This window comes from Nocardiopsis sp. NPDC006139 (assembly GCF_040614155.1).
Classification (GTDB): Bacteria; Actinomycetota; Actinomycetes; order Streptosporangiales; family Streptosporangiaceae; genus Nocardiopsis; species Nocardiopsis changdeensis.
The window spans coordinates 17,809-35,904 of record NZ_JBEXTT010000009.1 but is presented as its reverse complement, the minus strand read 5'-3'; the positions used below and the strand labels follow the sequence as shown (position 1 = coordinate 35,904).

Annotated in this window: 14 protein-coding genes; 9 read left to right on the top strand and 5 right to left on the bottom strand. The window is 73.7% G+C overall.

Translation table 11 applies throughout. The annotated features are described in order from the left end of the window. Positions 1-324 precede the first annotated feature (324 nt). The 4 genes from ABZ249_RS13980 (at position 325) to ABZ249_RS13965 (ending at position 4,487) form a co-directional block, all read left to right on the top strand. Positions 325-1,302 carry a DUF4192 domain-containing protein gene (locus ABZ249_RS13980; RefSeq protein WP_355261921.1) on the top strand — a complete coding sequence of 326 codons (978 nt, stop codon included), beginning with the start codon at positions 325-327 and terminating at the stop codon, positions 1,300-1,302. A 63-nt stretch (positions 1,303-1,365) separates the two neighbouring features. Next, positions 1,366-3,030 (top strand): energy-dependent translational throttle protein EttA, encoded by a 1,665-nt coding sequence (gene ettA / locus ABZ249_RS13975; protein ID WP_355261918.1) that lies wholly within the window; start codon positions 1,366-1,368, stop codon positions 3,028-3,030. 121 nt (positions 3,031-3,151) lie between these two features. Further along, complete coding sequence (locus tag ABZ249_RS13970; RefSeq protein WP_255646390.1) at positions 3,152-3,676, top strand: globin; 525 nt, start codon at positions 3,152-3,154, stop codon at positions 3,674-3,676. Positions 3,677-3,899: 223 nt separating this feature from the next. Then, positions 3,900-4,487, top strand: a complete 588-nt coding sequence (locus ABZ249_RS13965) for a hypothetical protein (RefSeq protein ID WP_355261915.1) — start codon at positions 3,900-3,902, stop codon at positions 4,485-4,487. Between the two features lie 42 nt (positions 4,488-4,529). On the opposite strand, the gene ABZ249_RS13960 is transcribed toward ABZ249_RS13965, so the two are convergent. Both ABZ249_RS13960 and ABZ249_RS13955 read right to left on the bottom strand, forming a co-directional pair. Beyond that, the gene (locus ABZ249_RS13960) at positions 4,530-4,973 is read right to left on the bottom strand and encodes a thioesterase family protein (protein WP_355261912.1); all 444 of its coding nucleotides are present in this window, start codon (positions 4,971-4,973) and stop codon (positions 4,530-4,532) included. A 190-nt stretch (positions 4,974-5,163) separates the two neighbouring features. Next, positions 5,164-7,257 (bottom strand): prolyl oligopeptidase family serine peptidase, encoded by a 2,094-nt coding sequence (locus ABZ249_RS13955; RefSeq protein WP_355261909.1) that lies wholly within the window; start codon positions 7,255-7,257, stop codon positions 5,164-5,166. A gap of 374 nt (positions 7,258-7,631) precedes the next feature. Between ABZ249_RS13955 and ABZ249_RS13950 the strand changes: the two genes are divergently transcribed. The 3 genes from ABZ249_RS13950 to ABZ249_RS13940 all read left to right on the top strand — a co-directional run bounded on the left by ABZ249_RS13950 (position 7,632) and on the right by ABZ249_RS13940 (position 9,856). Then, positions 7,632-8,132: an HNH endonuclease gene (locus tag ABZ249_RS13950; protein ID WP_220559594.1), complete on the top strand. Its 501-nt coding sequence runs from the start codon at positions 7,632-7,634 to the stop codon at positions 8,130-8,132. 143 nt (positions 8,133-8,275) lie between these two features. Beyond that, on the top strand, positions 8,276-8,482 hold the full coding sequence (locus ABZ249_RS13945; protein WP_220559595.1) for a zinc ribbon domain-containing protein: 207 nt from the start codon (positions 8,276-8,278) through the stop codon (positions 8,480-8,482). Between the two features lie 171 nt (positions 8,483-8,653). Next, complete coding sequence (locus ABZ249_RS13940) at positions 8,654-9,856, top strand: MFS transporter (RefSeq protein WP_355261906.1); 1,203 nt, start codon at positions 8,654-8,656, stop codon at positions 9,854-9,856. Between the two features lie 49 nt (positions 9,857-9,905). On the opposite strand, the gene ilvD is transcribed toward ABZ249_RS13940, so the two are convergent. Beyond that, positions 9,906-11,768, bottom strand: a complete 1,863-nt coding sequence (gene ilvD / locus ABZ249_RS13935; protein WP_355261903.1) for a dihydroxy-acid dehydratase — start codon at positions 11,766-11,768, stop codon at positions 9,906-9,908. A gap of 210 nt (positions 11,769-11,978) precedes the next feature. Further along, a complete protein-coding gene (locus ABZ249_RS13930; protein ID WP_220559598.1) occupies positions 11,979-12,797 on the bottom strand; it encodes a nuclease-related domain-containing protein in 819 nt (272 codons plus the stop codon). A 170-nt stretch (positions 12,798-12,967) separates the two neighbouring features. Here ABZ249_RS13930 and ABZ249_RS13925 point away from each other — a divergent pair, with 170 nt between their 5' ends. Next, a complete protein-coding gene (locus ABZ249_RS13925) occupies positions 12,968-14,407 on the top strand; it encodes an amidase (protein ID WP_355261900.1) in 1,440 nt (479 codons plus the stop codon). A gap of 28 nt (positions 14,408-14,435) precedes the next feature. On the opposite strand, the gene ABZ249_RS13920 is transcribed toward ABZ249_RS13925, so the two are convergent. Further along, positions 14,436-15,794: an MFS transporter gene (locus ABZ249_RS13920; RefSeq protein WP_355261897.1), complete on the bottom strand. Its 1,359-nt coding sequence runs from the start codon at positions 15,792-15,794 to the stop codon at positions 14,436-14,438. Positions 15,795-16,037: 243 nt separating this feature from the next. On the opposite strand from ABZ249_RS13920, the gene malQ reads away from it, so the two are divergent. Continuing rightward, positions 16,038-18,074 carry a 4-alpha-glucanotransferase gene (gene malQ / locus ABZ249_RS13915; RefSeq protein ID WP_355261895.1) on the top strand — a complete coding sequence of 679 codons (2,037 nt, stop codon included), beginning with the start codon at positions 16,038-16,040 and terminating at the stop codon, positions 18,072-18,074. The last annotated feature ends 22 nt before the right edge of the window (positions 18,075-18,096 follow it).

The window sequence follows — 18,096 nt, the reverse complement described above, 5'->3', positions numbered from 1 at the left end:
GCATCGCCTCCGGCCTCGGATGTGTGGCGGGACGGCCCCTTCCCGTTCGGGGCGAAGCCGCCGCGCTCCGGGCCGGACGCCGGCCGCGGGGCGGGGACGCGGCCCGGCGGCGCCGACCGGCCGACCGGGCCGGAGCGCGGCGGCGACCGCCCGCCGCCGTCCGTCCGGCAGGGCGACACGGACCCGCCGGGGGAGGGACGGGAGGACGGGGTCCCGGGGGATCCCCCGGCCACAGATCCCGAGGGCGGCCCTCCGGACCCGGGCGCGCGGGGGGAGCGGCCGCCGGGCGCCGTCCGGCGGGGGAGCGCGGTGGAGGGGGTGCCGGTGGGCGGGCGCTTGGCGTTGCGCAACCCCCTGGACATCATCGCCGGGATGCCCTACCTGGTGGGGGAGCCGCCCGACCCCGGGATCGTGGTGCTGGCGGCCAAGGGGGTCGGCGTGTACGCCGCGTTCTGCGGGGCGCTGGACGGGGCGCACGGGCACCTGTCGCCCATGGAGCGGGCGAGGCCGCCGGTCGACCTGGCCCTCGCCGAGGGCTGCAGCGGGCTGCTCATCGTGGCCTACGGCGCGGCCGAGAGGGTCACGCCCTACGTCGACGCCCTGATGCTCACGGCGCGTGAACGCGGGGTGAACATCATCGACGCCCTGCGCGTCACCGGCGGGCGCTACTGGTCCTACACCTGCGCGTCCCCCACCTGCTGTCCGCCCGAGGGCACCGTCGTCGACGTCGACGGCTCGCCGGTGCCCGCCGGGGCCGTCCTGCGCGGCATCGCCCCCGTCCGGCCGCCCCGCGTCCCGCCCGCCGAGCTCCGGCGCGTCCGTGCCCTGCTGGCCCCCGTCGGCGGGCCCGAACGGGCGGCGGTGGGAGCCGCCGCGGAGGCGTTCGCCCTCCGGGTGCGGGCGCTGCCGGAGGACACCCGGATCGCCCGGGGCACGGCGGCGGTCCGGGCGGCCGCCGACGCAGAGGGGCTCCCCGGACGCGAGGACACCGCCCGGCTGGGCGTCCACCTCGGGCACCTCCGGGTCCGGGACCGGGCCTGGTCGGCCATCACCGCGGACACCGCCCCGCGCCACCGCGACCTGTGGGCCCACCTGGTCCGGCACCTGCCCGACCGGTGGCGGGCCGCCCCCGCCGCGCTCACCGCGGTCGCCGCCTGGCAGCAGGGGGACGACGTGCTCGCCATGGCCGCCGTGGAGACCGCACTGGCGGCCGACCCCGGCTACTCCATGGCGGTGCTCATGGGGCGGGCCCTGGCCTGGGGGCTCCCGGTGGAGCGGTGGCGCGATTCCACGGGGGAGTGACGACCGCTCGGACGGCCCCCGCGATGGCGGGGGCACGACCCGCGACGCCCTAGGCTTGGAGGCATGCCGGAGTACATCTACACCATGAACAACGTGCGCAAGGCGCACGGCGACAAGGTCGTCCTGGACAACGTTTCGGGGTCGTTCCTGCCCGGAGCCAAGATCGGCGTCGTGGGCCCCAACGGTGCGGGTAAGTCGACGCTTCTGAAGATCATGGCCGGCATCGAGCAGCCGTCCAACGGCGAGGCGCGCCTCATGCCCGGGTTCACGGTCGGCCTGCTCGCCCAGGAGCCCCACCTCGACGCGAGCAAGACCGTCCTGGAGAACGTCGAGGACGGCGTCGCCGAGACCAAGGCGATGCTGACCCGCTTCAACGAGATCGCCGAGCAGATGGCGACGGACTACTCCGACGACCTGCTCGAAGAGATGGGCAAGCTGCAGGAGCAGCTCGACCACCGCAACGCCTGGGACCTGGACAGCCAGCTGGCCCAGGCGATGGACGCGCTGCGCTGCCCGCCCGGGGACGCCGACGTCAGCCGGCTCTCCGGCGGCGAGAAGCGCCGCGTCGCCCTGTGCAAGCTGCTGCTCGAGCAGCCCGACCTGCTGCTCCTCGACGAGCCCACCAACCACCTCGACGCCGAGAGCGTGAACTGGCTGGAGCAGCACCTGGCCAAGTACCCGGGCACGATCATCGCGATCACCCACGACCGGTACTTCCTCGACCACGTGGCCACCTGGATCCTGGAGCTGGACCGCGGCCAGTTCTACCCCTACGAGGGCAACTACTCCACCTACCTGGAGACCAAGCAGAGCCGCCTGAAGGTCGAGGGCCAGAAGGACGCCAAGCGCGCCAAGCGCCTCAAGGACGAGCTGGAGTGGGTCCGCTCCAACGCCAAGGCCCGCCAGACCAAGAGCAAGGCCCGCCTCCAGCGCTACGAGGAGATGGCGGCCGAGGCGGACAAGACCCGCAAGCTGGACTTCGAGGAGATCCAGATCCCGCCGGGTCCGCGCCTGGGCACCACCGTGGTCGAGGTCAAGAACCTCACCAAGGGCTTCGGCGACCGCGTCCTCATCGAGGACCTCAGCTTCTCGCTGCCGCCCAACGGCATCGTCGGTGTCATCGGCCCCAACGGTGTCGGCAAGACCACCCTGTTCAAGATGATCGTCGGTGAGGAGACCCCGGACCAGGGCTCCATCAACGTCGGCGACACCGTCGAGATCTCCTACGTCGACCAGTACCGGGGCCGCATCGACGACTCCAAGAACGTCTGGGAGACCATCTCCGACGGGGAGACCTTCATCCAGGTCGGCAAGGTCGAGATCCCCAGCCGCGCGTACGTCGCCGCGTTCGGCTTCAAGGGCTCCGACCAGCAGAAGAAGTCCGGCGTCCTGTCCGGCGGTGAGCGCAACCGCGTCAACCTGGCGCTCACCCTCAAGCAGGGCGGCAACCTGCTGCTCCTGGACGAGCCCACCAACGACCTCGACGTCGAGACCCTCGGCTCGCTGGAGAACGCCCTCCTGGACTTCCCCGGCTGCGCCGTGATCACCTCCCACGACCGCTGGTTCCTGGACCGCGTCGCCACGCACATCCTGGCCTGGGAGGGCGACGCGAACTGGTTCTGGTTCGAGGGCAACTTCGAGTCCTACGAGAAGAACAAGATCGAGCGCCTGGGCCCGGACGCCGCGCGTCCGCACGCGGTCACCCACCGCAAGCTCACCCGCGACTAGCCCGCGGGCGGAGCCCTCGAGCCGGGGTCGCCGGACCGGTGACGGTCCGGCGGCCCCGGCCTTTATTCCGGGGCCGTACGGCCCTCGGAACGGGGGCGGAACGTGGCATACCCTAGGGGCGATGACTTCCGCGCGCGATGACCACAGGAGCCCGGGCGAGGAGCCCGTGCACATGACGTTCTACGAGGCCGTGGGCGGTGAGGAGACCTTCACCCGCCTGGTCCGCCGCTTCTACGAGGGCGTGGCCGACGACCCCGTCCTGCGGCCCATGTACCCCGAGGAGGACCTGGGGCCCGCCGAGGAGCGGCTGCGGCTGTTCCTCATCCAGTACTGGGGCGGCCCGCGCACCTACAACGAGCAGCGCGGCCACCCGCGGCTGCGCATGCGCCACGTCCCCTTCCGGATCGGGGCCGCCGAACGCGACCTGTGGCTCCGGCACATGCGTGCCGCCGTCGACTCCCTGGACCTGCACGAGGTGCTGGAGCGGCAGCTGTGGGAGTACATGGTCATGGCGGCGCACAGCATGGTGAACGTTCCGGAGGAGGCGCCCCGCCCGGCGGTCGCCGACCCCACCCGGGTCTCCGTGTCCTCCGAGGGCGGCGACGAGGACGACGACGGCGAGACCGTCACCATCTCCCTGAAGTAGCACCGGGGGCTCCCCGGGGCGCCACCGGCCGATTCCGGACACCGCCCGCGCGGACGCCCGGCGGCCGGTCTATCTTCTGGGGATGCACAACGACTCCTCCGGACGTCCGCCCGCGGGCGGGCCCCCCATCACCGGCGCCCCTGGGGCGGGCGGGCCGCCCCGTCCCGGTGCGGCCCCCGTCCGCCCCGTGCCGCCGTACCCCCCGCGGCGCTCCCGGGTCGGTTTGATCCTGCTCGCGGTCGGCGGGGTGCTGCTGCTCCTGGTGGCGGGCGGCGGCGTGGGCGCCGCCTACGCCCTGGGGTGGCTCGCACCCGAGCCCCCCTACGCGTCCGCGCCGCAGGCCTGCGAACTGGTCGACCCCGGCGTCCAGGAGCGGATCGCCCCGGGCCGGGGGCTGGAGCAGCAGGACGACGACCTCTTCACGATGCCCACCAGCCACTGCCTGGTGGCGGACACGGCCGCGGGGGACGGTTCCCTCGACTTCACCCTGGCCGCTCAGGTGTTCACCAACGACCCCGACGGCCTGGTCCGCGACACCGGACAGGAGCGCGCGGCCGAGGAGTTCGGGATCAACTACGTCGACCGGCTGGGCCTGGTCCCGACCACCGACGGCAACGGCCTCCCGGCGTACACCGTCTTCCAGGAGGACGCGTACGGCCGGACGGCGCACGCGGCCGCGCACGTGGAGAACCTGATCGTCCACGTCACCGTGTTCGGCGGCGACCCCGAGGACGCGTCGGCGGACCACGAGGCGTTGGCCCTGGAACTGCTCACCCGCGCCCTCGAACAGGCGGGTCCGCCCGCAGCCTGACCGCGTCCCCGCGGGGGCGCGGACGGCGGCCGGACGCCCCGGTCAGATGTACCGGGCCAGGAAGGCGCGCTCGACGCCGTTGAGGCGTCGGGCGCGCTGCGTGGGCACGTCGAAGCCCACGAGCACGGTCCGGGCGCGCAGGTACACGCGCTCGTCGTCGAGGATCTCGTAGGCCAGCGAGAAGCTGGCGTTGCGCACCTCGGTCACCCACAGCTCCACCCGCACCGGCTCCGAGCGCGGCAGCAGCGGCGCCACGTAGTCGGCCTCCTGGCGGGCCACCACCATGGCGCCGAACACCTCCTCGCCCTCGACCGCTCCGCTGAAGCGCAGGAACGAGATGCGGGCGTCCTCCAGGTAGGTCAGCATCCGGACGTTGTTGACGTGGTGCTGCGGGTCGAGGTCGGCGTAGCGGACCTGCGCCAGGTGTACGTGGCGGCGCGGCCCGGTCTCCGTTCCGGTGCCCGCGGCCTCCTCGGTCTGTGTCACGTCCGTGTCCTCTCGTGGCTCTGCGCGGGTGGGCCCGGTACCGATTCTCCCAGCAGGGGGCGCGCGGGCACACGGCCGGGCGCCCGGGAGGCCTGTGTCCTTGCTCTCCCGACGACGAGAGCGGTCCCACCCCGGAGCACGGCCGGGCGGCGTGCCCCGCGGCCGGGCCGCGGGGCACGCCGGGCCGGGGTCAGCCCGCGTCCAGGCCCAGGTGGTGGGCGAGGAACCCCAGCTGGTCGGCGTTCAGCTCCACGCTGCGGCTCACCGAGCGGGTGCTGTGCCCCACCTCCGCCTCCCGGCGCAGCAGCACCGGGCGCTCGTCGACCGGGGCCGAGGTCGCCCACTGCAGCTGCGCGCACAGCTTGCGGGCGTGCAGCGGGTCCACCCGCGTGTCGTTGTCGAACACCGTGAAGAGGACGGCCGGGTACCGGGTGCCCTCCCGCACGTTGTGGTACGGGGAGTAGCCCAGCAGCCACCCCAGCTGCTCGGGGTCGTCGGCGCTGCCGTACTCCACGCTCCACAGCCGGCCCAGCCCGAACCGCTCGTAGCGGACCATGTCCAGCAGCGGGGCCGAGCACACCGCGGCCGCGAACAGGTCCGGCCGCTGGGTGACCATCGCCCCGACCAGCAGGCCGCCGTTGCTGCCGCCCATGACCGCCAGGTGGTCGGTGTCGGTGACCCCGGTGGCGATGAGGTGCTCGGCCGCGGCGGCGCAGTCGTCGAACACGTTCTGCTTGTCGGCGAGCATGCCGCCGCGGTGCCACTCCTCGCCCTCCTCCAAGCCGCCGCGCAGCCCGGCCACGGCGTACACGCCGCCGGCGCGCACCCAGGACAGGGCGGTGGCCGAGTAGCCGGGGGTGAGGGAGATCCGGAAGCCGCCGTACCCGTACAGGATGGTCGGCCGCGGGCCCTCGGCCGGGGCGGCGGGCGCCATCACCAGCATCCGGACGGTCGTGCCGTCCTTCGAGGTGTAGGCGACCTGCTCCACCCGCACGTCGGGCACGGTGACGGTGCCGGGGGCGCTCTCCCACAGGTCCACCGCGCCGGTGCCGGCGTCGTAGCGGTACACCGCGGACGGGGTGGTGCTGTCGGTGTAGCCGAACCAGGCCTCGTGGCCGCCCTCGGGGCGTTCCAGCAGGCCGCCGATGCTCCCCAGGCCGGGCAGCGGCAGCGCGCCCAGCAGCTCGCCGGTGGCCAGGTCGTGCCGGGTCACCTCGCCGACCGCGTGCCGGGACCAGGAGACCAGCAGCTCGGGGCGCTCCAGCCCGGGGCCGTCCAGGATCGCGTAGTCCTCCAGCACGGCGTCGTCGGCCTCGGCCACGAGCGTGCGCCAGTTCTCGTACCCGGGCGCCCCGGGGTCGGCCACGCACAGGCGCCCGCGCGGGGCGTCCCGGTCGGTGAACAGGTACAGCAGGCCGTCCCGGCCCACCCGCGCGGACAGCGACGCGGCGGCGTCCTCCTGGACGCTCACCCAGGCGGGCGCCTCGTGCGGGCTCCGGGTCAGGTCGGCCAGCCACAGGTCGGTGTGCGAGGAGGTGCCCTTGGCGGCGTCGAGCACCAGCCAGCGGCCGTCCCGGCTCACCCATACGCCGAAGTACTCGGTCTTGTCGCGGCCCTCGCCGAAGATCAGCACGTCCTCGTCGGCGGGGGTGCCCAGCCGGTGCAGGTAGACGCGCCGGTGGTAGTCCTGCTCCCCGTCGGGGACCTGCTCGGGGGGCAGCTTGCGCACGTAGTAGAAGGCCGACGAGTCCGGCAGCCACGCGACGGGCGTGTACCGGGCCCGGTCGATGGGCCCGTCGACGATCTCGCCGGTGTCCACGTCCATGACCCGCAGGACGGACTCCTCGTTCCCGCCCTCGGACAGCTGGTAGGCGAGCAGCCGCCCGGACGGGTCCGCCTTCCACGCGTCCAGCGTGGTCAGACCGGTGGGGTCGAGCGCACCGGGGTCCAGCAGGACCCGCTCGGGGCCGTCGCCGTCCCGCACGTACAGGACGGGGTGCTCCTGGTCGGCGGTCCGGCGCCCGGAGAAGCGGCGCTCCCCGCGCCACACGGGGGCGCCCACACTGCCGGCGCCCATCAGTTCGCGGACGTGCGCGGCGAACAGGTCCCGGCCGGGCAGGTGCGCGCCGAGTTCGGAGAACAGGGTGTCCTGGGCGGCCGCCCATTCCTTGGCCGGGGCGGATTCGGGGTCTTCGAGCCACCGGTAGGGATCGGCGACGGGACGGCCGTGCAGGGTTTCGACGAGGTCGAGGCGCTCGGCCGTGGGATAGCGGTGTTCAGGCATGCTTCGCACTCTATCCACCGCTATCTCACTCGCGATCGGTATGGGAAGGGAACATGGAACGTGGTTTCGGTGACTCGCATTATGACCAGGAATAGCGATAACAGCGGGTTCACGACTCGGGCGGGGGAAATTGGGGTGGCGCCGGAGCCTCCCCACCACGCACACTGAATGCGGGACGCAACTCGGCGGGACCACCGGGAGGTCCGTGTGGCAAGGCGTACAGAGCCACCGATCACGGGATCGGTGCACAGGGAGGTCTCCTGGCTGGCCGAACGGCTGGCCGGGGAAGAGACACGGTCGTCGCACGCGACGGCCGAGGTGTCGCGATGAGCGGCGCGCGCAGCAGGGAGGGCGGTCCAACCGCCCGCCGGCACGTGCTGCTTCTCAACGCGAGTTTCGAACCACTCACGACATTGCCGCTGCGCAGGGCGATCCTGCTCGTGCTGCGGGAGAAGGCGGAGGTCGTCCACCGCGACGACGCAGGGGCGGTGCTCCACTCGGCGACGCACTCGTACGAGGTGCCGTCGGTGATCCGGCTCAGGCGCTACATCAGCGTCCCCTACAGCCGCAGGGTCCCCCTCACCCGGGTGGCGCTGATGCGCCGCGACCGGCACACCTGCGGCTACTGCGGCAAGAAGGCGGAGACCATCGACCACGTCATCCCGCGCAGCCGCGGCGGCGCGCACGTGTGGGAGAACGTGGTGGCGGCCTGCAAGCCGTGCAACCACCGCAAGGCCGACAAGTTCCTGGACGAACTCGGCTGGGAGCTGCACGTCACCCCCAAGGTGCCCAAGGGTCCGCACTGGCGGCTGATCAACGGGGACCTGCACGGCGACCCGCAGTGGGAGCCCTACATGGCTCACCTGGCCGCCTGACGGCCCTGAACGCCCCGGCCGCGGGGACAGCGCGTCCCGCCCCCGCGCCGCACCGCCGCCCCCGGCGCGCCCTCCACGGGCCGCCGGGGGCGGCTCTTCGCGCCCGCCCCGTCCCGGCGGGGCGCCGGCCGTATTCTGGGGGCATGCCCAGATACGACTTCCGGTGCCGCGAGTGCGGCGACACCTTCGAACTCTCCCGTCCGATGGCCGAGTCCGGGGACCCGGCCGCCTGCCCGCAGGGGCACGGGGACACGGTGCGGCTGCTGTCCACGGTGGCCGTCGGCGGGCTGGCCCCGGCGCCCGCCTCCAACGGCGGCGGTGGCTGCTGCGGGGGCGGCTGCTGCGGCTGACCGCGTGCGGTCCACGACCGGAGGGGCGGCCCGCCAGGGCCGCCCCTCCGGCCGTTCCGGGAGCGGGCCGGGCCGGTGTCGACGGCCGGAAACCGCCGGTCCGGGAGGTACGGACTCTGCTGCAATGGGGCCCGCATCCCAGTGGACCCCTAGCGGACGGAACCCGTGTCGATGACGACCCCTCTCGCCCCCGGCCCTCCCGCGGCGCCGGAGCGCCCGCCCCTGCTCTCCTGGCTCGCCGTGCTCTCGGTGACGCTGGGGATCTTCGCGATCGTCACCACCGAGATCCTGCCGATCGGGCTGCTGACCTCGATCGGCGCGGACTTCACCGTCTCCGACGGGGTGGCCGGGCTGATGATGACCATGCCCGGCCTGCTGGCCGCGGTCTCGGCGCCCCTGGTCACCACGCTCACCGGGGGCGTGGACCGCCGGGCCATGCTGGCGGTGTTCGTCCTCCTGCTGGCGGCGGCCAACATCATGACCGCGCTCGCGTCGAGTTACTGGCCGGTGCTGCTCGCGCGGGTGATGGTCGGCGTCACCATCGGCGGCTTCTGGTCCATCGGGGCGGGGCTGGCCGGCCGCCTGGTCCCCGCCGCCCGGACGGCCCGGGCGACCGCGGTGATCTTCTCGGCGGTGCCCCTGGGGTCCGTGCTCGGGGTCCCCCTGGGGACCCTGGTCGGCGACGCGGCGGGGTGGCGGACCGCTTTCGCGGCCCTGGCGGTCCTGAGCCTGGGGGTCCTCGTCCTGCTGCTCGCGGTGGTCCCGCCGCTGCCGGCCGAGGAGCCGACCCGCGCGGGAGCGCTGGCCGACGCGCTCGGCGGGAGCGGCACCCGGGCCGCCCTGGTGCTGACGTTCCTCGTGGTCTTCGCCCACTTCGCCGCCTACACCTACATCACGCCGTTCCTGGAGCAGGTGACCGGGGCGGGGCCCGGGCTCGTCACGGTCCACCTGCTCGCCTACGGTGCGGCGGGGGTCGCCGGGAACTTCCTGGGCGGCGCGGCCGCGGCGCGGCGCCCCGGTGCCGCCTTCGCGGGGGCGGCCCTGCTGATCGCCGCCGCCACCCTCCTGCTCCCGGTCCTGGGCGGGGGCGCGGCGGGCTCGCTGGCCCTGCTGGTGCTGTGGGGCGCCGCCTACGGAGCCGTGCCGGTCTGCTCCCAGACCCTCTTCGCCCGGGCCGTGCCCGGCTCGCCCGAGGTCTCCGCGGTGCTCTTCACCGCCTCGTTCCAGGCGACGCTCTCCCTGGGCGCGCTGGCCGGGGGAGCGGTGGTGGACCGGTCCTCGCCCCCGGCGGTCATGGTGCTCGCCGGCGCGGCCGCGCTCCTGGCGGTGGCGGCCGTCCTCCTGGGCCGCCTCGGGCGGGCCGGGAGGACGTGAGCGCGGCGAGGGGCCGGACCCGCACCGGGTCCGGCCCCTCGCTCCGCGGTCAGCGCTCGATCTGGGACACGTCGCGGGCCGCGCCGGTGGAGGCCGAGGTGGCCATCGCGGCGTAGGCGCGCAGGGCGGCGGTCACCGGCCGCTGCCGGTCGCGGGGCTGGAACCGGCCCAGCTCCTTGAGCAGGCGCTCGCGGCGGGTGTTCAGCTCCTCCTCGGACACCTCCAGCACGAGGCCCCGGTTGGGGATGTCGATGCTGATGATGTCGCCGTCCTCGACCAGGGCGATGTCACCGCCCGCGGCCGCCTCCGGGGAGGCGTGGCCGATGGACAGCCCCGAGGTGCCGCCGGAGAAGCGCCCGTCGGTGATGAGCGCGCAGGCCTTGCCCAGGCCGCGCCCCTTGAGGAAGCTCGTCGGGTACAGCATCTCCTGCATGCCCGGGCCGCCCTTGGGGCCCTCGTAGCGGATGACCACCACGTCGCCCGGCTCGACCCGCTTGCCGAGGATGCCGTCCACGGCGTCCTCCTGCGACTCGAACACCTTGGCCGGGCCGGAGAAGGTCCACAGCTCCTCCTCCACGCCCGCGGTCTTGACGATCGCGCCGTCCGGGGCGAGGTTGCCGAACAGCACGGCCAGGCCGCCGTCCTTGGTGTAGGCGTGCTCCACGGAGCGGATGCAGCCCTTCTCCCGGTCGGTGTCCAGGCTGTCCCAGCGGGTGCTCTGCGAGTACGCCCGGGTGCTGCGCACCCCGCCGGGGGCGGCGTGGAACAGCTCCACGGCCTCGGGCAGGACGCCGTCGGAGGTGATGTCCCACTCGGCGAGGTACTCGCCGACGGTCTTGCCGTGCACGGTGGGCAGCGAGGTGTCCAGCAGCCCGCCGCGGGCCAGCTCGCCCAGGATGGCGGGGATGCCGCCCGCCCGGTGGACGTCCTCGATGTGGTACTTCTCGGTGTTCGGCGCGACCTTGCACAGGCACGGAACCCGGCGCGAGACCGCGTCGATGTCGGTGAGGCCGAAGTCCACGCCCGCCTCGGTGGCGGCGGCCAGCAGGTGCAGGATCGTGTTGGTGGACCCGCCCATGGCCACGTCCAGGGCCATGGCGTTGCCGAACGCGGCCGGGGTGGCGATGGACAGCGGCAGCACCGAGTCGTCGTCCTGCTCGTAGTACCGCCGGGCGGCCTCCACGACCAGGCGCCCGGCGTCCTCGTACAGGGCCCGGCGCGCGGTGTGGGTGGCCAGGACGGTGCCGTTGCCGGGCAGCGCCAGGCCGATGGCCTCGGTGAGGCAGTTCATCGAGTTGGCGGTGAACATGCCCGAGCACGAACCGCAGGTCGGGCAGGCGTTCTCCTCCAGCTCGTCCAGCTCGGCCTGGGACACGCTCTCGTCGGCCGCGGCGATCATGGGGTTGATCAGGTCGAGCTTCTTGACGGTGGTGGCGGTGCCGTTCACCACGGTCACCTTGCCCGCCTCCATCGGCCCGCCGGAGACGAACACGGTGGGGATGTTCAGGCGCAGCGCGGCCAGCAGCATGCCCGGGGTGATCTTGTCGCAGTTGGACACGCACACCAGGGCGTCGGCGCAGTGCGCGTTGACCATGTACTCCACGGCGTCGGCGATCAGCTCGCGGCTGGGCAGCGAGTACAGCATCCCGCCGTGGCCCATGGCGATGCCGTCGTCGACGGCGATGGTGTTGAACTCGCGGGGGACGCCGCCGGCGGCGCGCACGGAGTCGGCGACGACGTCGGCGACCTCGCGCAGGTGCACGTGCCCGGGGACGAACTGGGTGAAGCTGTTGGCCACGGCCACGATGGGCTTGCCGAAGTCCTCGCTCTGTACGCCGGTGGCGCGCATGAGGGCGCGCGCTCCCGCCATGTTCCGGCCGTGGGTGACGGTGCGTGAGCGTAGGGGTGGCATGGCGCGGACTCCCATCGATACGGGTGTTTCCCCACGATGGTAGTCCCCTTTCGGCGCGCTCGCGGTCTCAGGGGGAAAGACGTGCGGTCCGCATGCCGAGACGGGCGGTGGATCGCCCCTGTTCCCGTCCGGGGCTCCGGCCGGCCCCGGGTGTACGTGAGGCCCGGCGACCACGGCGTTGTGGTCCGGCCGGGCCTGTGGGTCCGTACGTCACGGGCGCGGCGGCAGAGCCCGCTCGGCCGCCCTGTAGATGTCCTCGATCTCCTGCTCGGTCAGGCGGTCCCGGCCGGTGCGCAGCCACTTGCGGACCTTGGTGCCGGAGATGATGTCCACGCCCCGCAGCCGGTGGCTGTCCCAGGGCATGCCGGGCCCGTAGATGGCCAGGGAGGCGCGCACCTTGATCTCGCGGCCGAGCTCCTTGCTGATGAGCTCCTCCGCGCGCTTGGCCTCCTCCAGCGCCTCGTCGATGCGCTGGTTCTTGTTGAAGCGCCCGTGGTAGAGCTGTTCGAGCTTGTTGCGCAGCGGCAACCGCTTGTCCCAGGACTCGGAGTCGATGGCGAACGCACCGCGCCGGCCCACGATGAAGTGGTCGATCTGGCCGTTGCCGCCGGGCACCGAGCGGGCGTGCAGGACCTTGTACCCGAGCTGCTTCATGACCTTGAGCTGGACCTCGGTCTTGCGCTGCGCGGCCGAGGGCTTGCGCCAGCGGGGGATCTCGGACTCGCGCCGGGACTGGTACAGCGAGATGCCGACCATGGCGCCGATCCCCAGAGTCGCGCCGATGCGCCAGTCGGAGGTGATGAGACCGCAGGCGATCCCGACGACGACGGCCACGGCTCCGCGCACGGCCCATTTGCGGGCCGCGCCCTTCTCGCGAAGGGCGCTGTAAAGCACCCTTGTGGTCGAAATGCTCTTCTGCTTCTTTTGGTTGGGGAAGAAGAGGCTTTCGGGCCCTTCCGGCTCCGGCCTCTGGGACGACGGGTTCACTCTGGTTGCCGATTCCACGTCGGACAGGTTAGTTCCACTCATATCCGAGTCCTAGTGCATTACTTCTCACACTTTCCCTCCTTGTTCTGTGGCTCACAGGAGGATTCGGGTCGCAGGGGGCGGGGAATGATTGGTTTTCTGTCGACCTCTCCAGAGAACTTGGGTTCCACCTCTCGTGGTGCCCGTTGGCGTGCCCGCTAATCTGGGTCGGTATGACCCAGATGCATGACCTTCCGGCCCACCGCCTCGCCGCGATGGTCCGCAGTCGTGAACTGTCCCCTCGTGAGATCACAGAGCACGTTCTGGTCCGGACCGAGCGCCATGACCCCGGCTATGGGGCCTACATTACGGTCATAGCGGAAAAAGCTTTGGAACAGGCCCAATATGCCGAGAAACGTGTGATGAGCGACACGCCGGAGAGCCTGCCCCCACTGCTCGGGGTCCCCGTCCCCATCAAGGACCTCGACCTCCTCGCCGGGGTCCGGGCCACCTACGGCTCCCGTGTCCTGGCCGACAACACCGCCCCCATCGACTCCGACACCGTCGCCCGGCTGCGCGCCGCCGGGGCCGTCTTCCCCGGCAAGACCAACACCCCCGAGTTCGGGTCCAGCTGCTACACCGAGAACGACGTCGCCCCGCCCGCCCGCAACCCCTGGAACCCGGAGCTGTCCCCGGGCGGCTCCAGCGGCGGCGCCGCGGTGGCCGTGGCCGCCGGGCTGGCCCCGGTCGCGCACGCGAGCGACGGCGGCGGGTCCATCCGCATCCCGGCCTCGGTCTGCGGGCTCTTCGGCCTCAAGCCCACGCGGGGCCGCATCTCCGGCGCCCCGGTCAAGCCCGACCTCGTCGGCCTGTCCACCAGCGGCCCCCTCACCCGCCACGTCGCCGACGCCGCGCTGATGCTCGACACCATGTCCGGGAGCCGCCCCGGCGACTACTACACGGCCCCGCCGCTGCCGCCCGGCGAGACGTTCGCCGACCACGTCCGGCGCGAGCCGGGACGGCTGCGCATCGGCCACTACGCCCACACCGGCTCGGCCGGGCTGCCCGTCCACCCCGACGTGCTGGCCGCCCACGAGTCCACCCTGCGCCTGCTCGCCGACCTGGGCCACGAGGTCGAGGAGATCCCCGAGCCCGGTGACGCCCACTTCGGCGGCACCTTCAGCGACGACTTCGCCGTCATCTGGGCCGCCATGGCCTCGGCCACGCCGGTCCCGGCCGAGCGCGAGCCCGAACTCGGGGAGCTCAACCGCTGGCTGCGCGAACGCGCCCGGGCCCTCCCGGTCCCCGAGTACATCGCCGCCTGCGCCCGCCTCCAGCGCGGCGTCCGCTCGTGGATGGCCGCCACCGAGCCCTACGACGCGGTGGTCACCCCGGTGCTGGCGCAGCCCCCGGTGCCCGTCGGGTACTTCGCCGGGGACGGCCCGGAGGAGGAGTTCCGGCGGATGACCGCGTTCACCCCGTTCACGTCGGTCTTCAACGTCACCGGTCAGCCGTCCATGAGCGTGCCCCTGCACCACGCCCCCGACGGCGCGCCCATCGGCTCCATGGTCACCGGCCGGATGGGCGGCGAACCGCTGCTGCTCTCCCTGGCGGCGCAGCTGGAGCGGGCACGGCCCTGGACCGACCGGGTCCCCCCGGTCTGGCACGACTGAGCGCGGACGGCCGGCCCCCGGCCGCGGGTCAGTCCGCCGGCCGCCCGGCCGGGGACCCGGGGGCCGCGCCCGGGCCCGACTCCGCCACGGGGGCGACCAGTCCGGCCGCGCCCGCCGGCGGCGCGGCCTCGGCGATCCCGGAGACCTCCGCCGGGACCGTGTCCGCGGCCCCGCCGTCGGACGCCTCGTCCGGGGCCTGGGGGACGAACGCGCTCAGCAGCGCCGCCACCGTCACCAGCACGGTCGCTCCGAGCACTCCGCCCGTGATCCCCATGAGGTCGATCAGCGCGCCCGCCAGCGGACCGGCGACCGCGCCGCCCGTGCCCAGGGCCGTGGCCATCCACCCGAACGCCTCGGCCCGCCGGTCGGCGGGGGCCAGGTCGCCCAGCCGCCCCATCGTGGCGGCCAGCGTCGGCGCGATCGCCAGGCCCGACAGGAACAGCAGCGGTGTGACCCACAGCGGGGTGGACAGCTCCACCAGCGGCGGCGTGAACGGGAGCAGCACCGCCACGCCCGCCGCAGAGGCGAACGAGCGCCGCACCAGCCGGGGCCTGCCCCGCAGGCCGCCCGCGATCGCGCCGCCCACCAGCGAGCCCAGCGCCCACACCGACGCCAGCACCATCACCAGGTGCGGGGCGTCCAGTTCGTTGGCCCAGGCCACGATGGCCATGTCCACGCCCATGATCCCGCTGACCATCAGCAGGCACATCACGAACAGCACCACCAGGGCGGGCCGGCGCAGCAGGCTGCGCCGCGGCCCGGTCGGCTCCGGCGCCGTCCCGGCCTCCACGGGGGCCGGTCCGGTCACCCCGGCCCGGCGCAGCGCCAGGGCGAAGCCCAGCGCGCCCAGCAGGCCCAGCACGGCGAGCATCACCAGCGCCCAGCGCGCTCCGGCGAAGGCCACGACACCGGCGGTCAGGATGGGGCAGAAGACGAACAGCAGCTCCTGCGTGGTGGCCTCGGCCGCGTAGATCGCCTGCCGCTCCGGGCCGCGGGTGAGCCGCGGCCACAGGGCCCGCACGATCTGGTTCGCGGGGGTGCCGAACAGGCCGGTCCCGAGCGCCAGCGGGATGGACACCCACCACAGCGATCCCGGCAGCCACGTCAGTGCCAGCAGGCCCACCGTGAACACCACACCGCACACCAGCACCAGCCGGTCGGTGCCGCCCTTGTCCGCCATCCGCCCGCGCAGCGGCCCCACCAGCGCCATCCCCAGCGTGAACGCGCCCGCCACCAGGCCCGCCAGCGAGTAGGAGCCGGTCCAGTCGACCACCAGGAAGGTGACCGCGATCATCAGACCCGGGGTGTAGAAGCGCGCGGTCAGGGACCAGGCCAGCAGGGACAGCACATGGGGGACGGCGAAGAGCCGGCGATAGTTGGCGAGCACACTCCAAGATTATGCAGAGAGTGCAGGTCGGGGGCCATCCGATTATCGATACGACCGGTGTCATGGCCCTGCGCTCTACGGCGTGTCACCCCCGCCCGCCGGGCCGGGGCCCGCGACGCGCCCGGCCGCGCCCGGAATGATCGCCGCTTTCCCCCACGGGACGGTTGTTACCGGGCGTCCACCGGCCGGTACCGGCCCGTCCTTGCGGTGTACGGAGTCCCCGTTAGGGCATGATCGGTTTCTGTGAGGGACGTTCAGCTGGCCCGTGTGGCCGAGCAGTACGGTGTCGCGACGAGCTACGAGGACTGGCGGGGGCGCAGGGTCCCGGTCGACCCCGACGTCATCCGCCATGTCCTGGCCGCACTGGGCGCCGACCCGGACCGGGAGCCGCCGGACCGGGAGCCCGACCTGCTCCCTCCCGCGGTCGTCCTGCGCGAGGGCAAGGCGCCCGACCCGGTGCTCCCCGAGGGGGTGCACAGCACCGTCGAGACCGCCGACGGCTCCCTGCTGCCCTTCGACCAGGGCCTGCCCCTGGGCGTCCACACACTGCGCGTCACCCACCGCGGCACGGAGCACGACGCGCCCCTGCTGGTGGTCCCCGACCGGATCGACCCCACCGCCCTGCGCGAGAACCCGCGCCTGTGGGGGGTCATGACCCAGCTCTACAGCGTCCGCTCCCGGGCCTCCTGGGGCATCGGCGACCTGCGCGACCTCGCCGAGATCTCGGACTGGAGCGCCCGCGACCTGGGCGCCGACTTCGTCCTCATCAACCCGGTGCACGCCACCGAGCCCGTCGCCCCGGTGGAGCCCTCCCCGTACCTGCCGGTCAGCCGCCGCTACGCGAGCCCCCTGTACATCCGCATCGAGGACGTCCCGGAGTACTCCCGGCTGGACCCCGCCCAGCGCGAGGGCATCCAGCGCCTGGCCCGGCCGCTGCGCGAACGGGGCCGCACGGCGGACCTGCTCGACCGCGACGCCGTCTGGGAGGCCAAGCGGGCCGCCCTGGAGATCCTCTTCCAGGTGCCCCGGGCACCGGGCCGCGAGGCCGCGCTGCGCACCTACCTCGAACGCGAGGGCCGCCCCCTGGTGGAGTTCGCCACCTGGTCGGCGCTGGCGGAGGAGTACGGCCCCGACCACCGGACCTGGCCCGCGCACCTGCGCGACGTCACCGACGACGCCGTGGGCCGGGCCGCCCTGGACCGCTGGCCCCTGGTGGAGTTCCACCGCTGGCTCCAGTGGGTCCTGGACGAGCAGCTCGCCCAGGCCCAGACCACCGCACGCATGGGCGGCATGGGCACGGGCGTCGTGCACGACCTCGCCATCGGCGTGCAGGCGGGCGGCGCCGACGCCTGGATGTTCGGCGACGCCCTCGTCCAGGGACTGCACGTGGGCGCCCCGCCCGACGAGTTCAACAGCCTGGGCCAGGACTGGGGGCAGCCGCCCTGGCACCCGCGCCGCCTGGCCGAACGCGGCTACGGGCCGCTGCGCCAGATCCTGGGCCAGGCCCTGCGCCACTCCGGAGGGGTGCGCATCGACCACATCATGGGCCTGTTCCGCCTGTGGTGCGTGCCCGAGGGCGCCTCCGCCGACCAGGGCACCTACGTCTCCTTCGACCACGAGGGCACCGTCGGCGCCCTGCTGCTGGCCGCGCGCCGGGCCGACGCCGTCGTCATCGGCGAGGACCTGGGCACCGTCGAGCCCTGGGTGCGCGACCACCTGTCCGACCGCGGCATCCTGGGCACCTCGGTGCTCTGGTTCGAGCAGGGGGCCGACGGCTCCCCGCGCCCGCCCGGCGACTGGCGCACCGACTGCCTGGCCACGGTCGCCACCCACGACCTGCCCCCGGTGGCGTCGTTCCTGTCCGCCGAGCACGTCGAGCTGCGCGACCGGCTGGGGCTGCTGTCCCGGCCGGTGGAGGAGGAGCGGGCCGACGCCGAGGCCCGGGTGGAGCGCTGGCGGGCCCTGCTCGTGGAGCTGGGGCTGCTGGAGGAGGACGCCGACCCGCTGGCCGACCCGGCCGCCGTGGTCACCGCCATGCACGCCTACCTCATGGCGACCCCGGCCCGGATGGTGGGGGTGGCGCTCACCGACGTGGTGGGGGAGCGGCGCATGCAGAACCAGCCGGGCACCAGCACCGAGTACCCGAACTGGCGGATCCCGCTGACCAACGGCGAGGGCGAGCCAGTCCTGGTGGACGAGCTGCTCGCGGACCCGCGCATGGTGTCGCGCATCCGCCGCACCCTGGGCCCGCTCGGCGACGGGCGCGGCCGCACCCTGTAGCGCCCGGCCCGCGGGGCTCCGG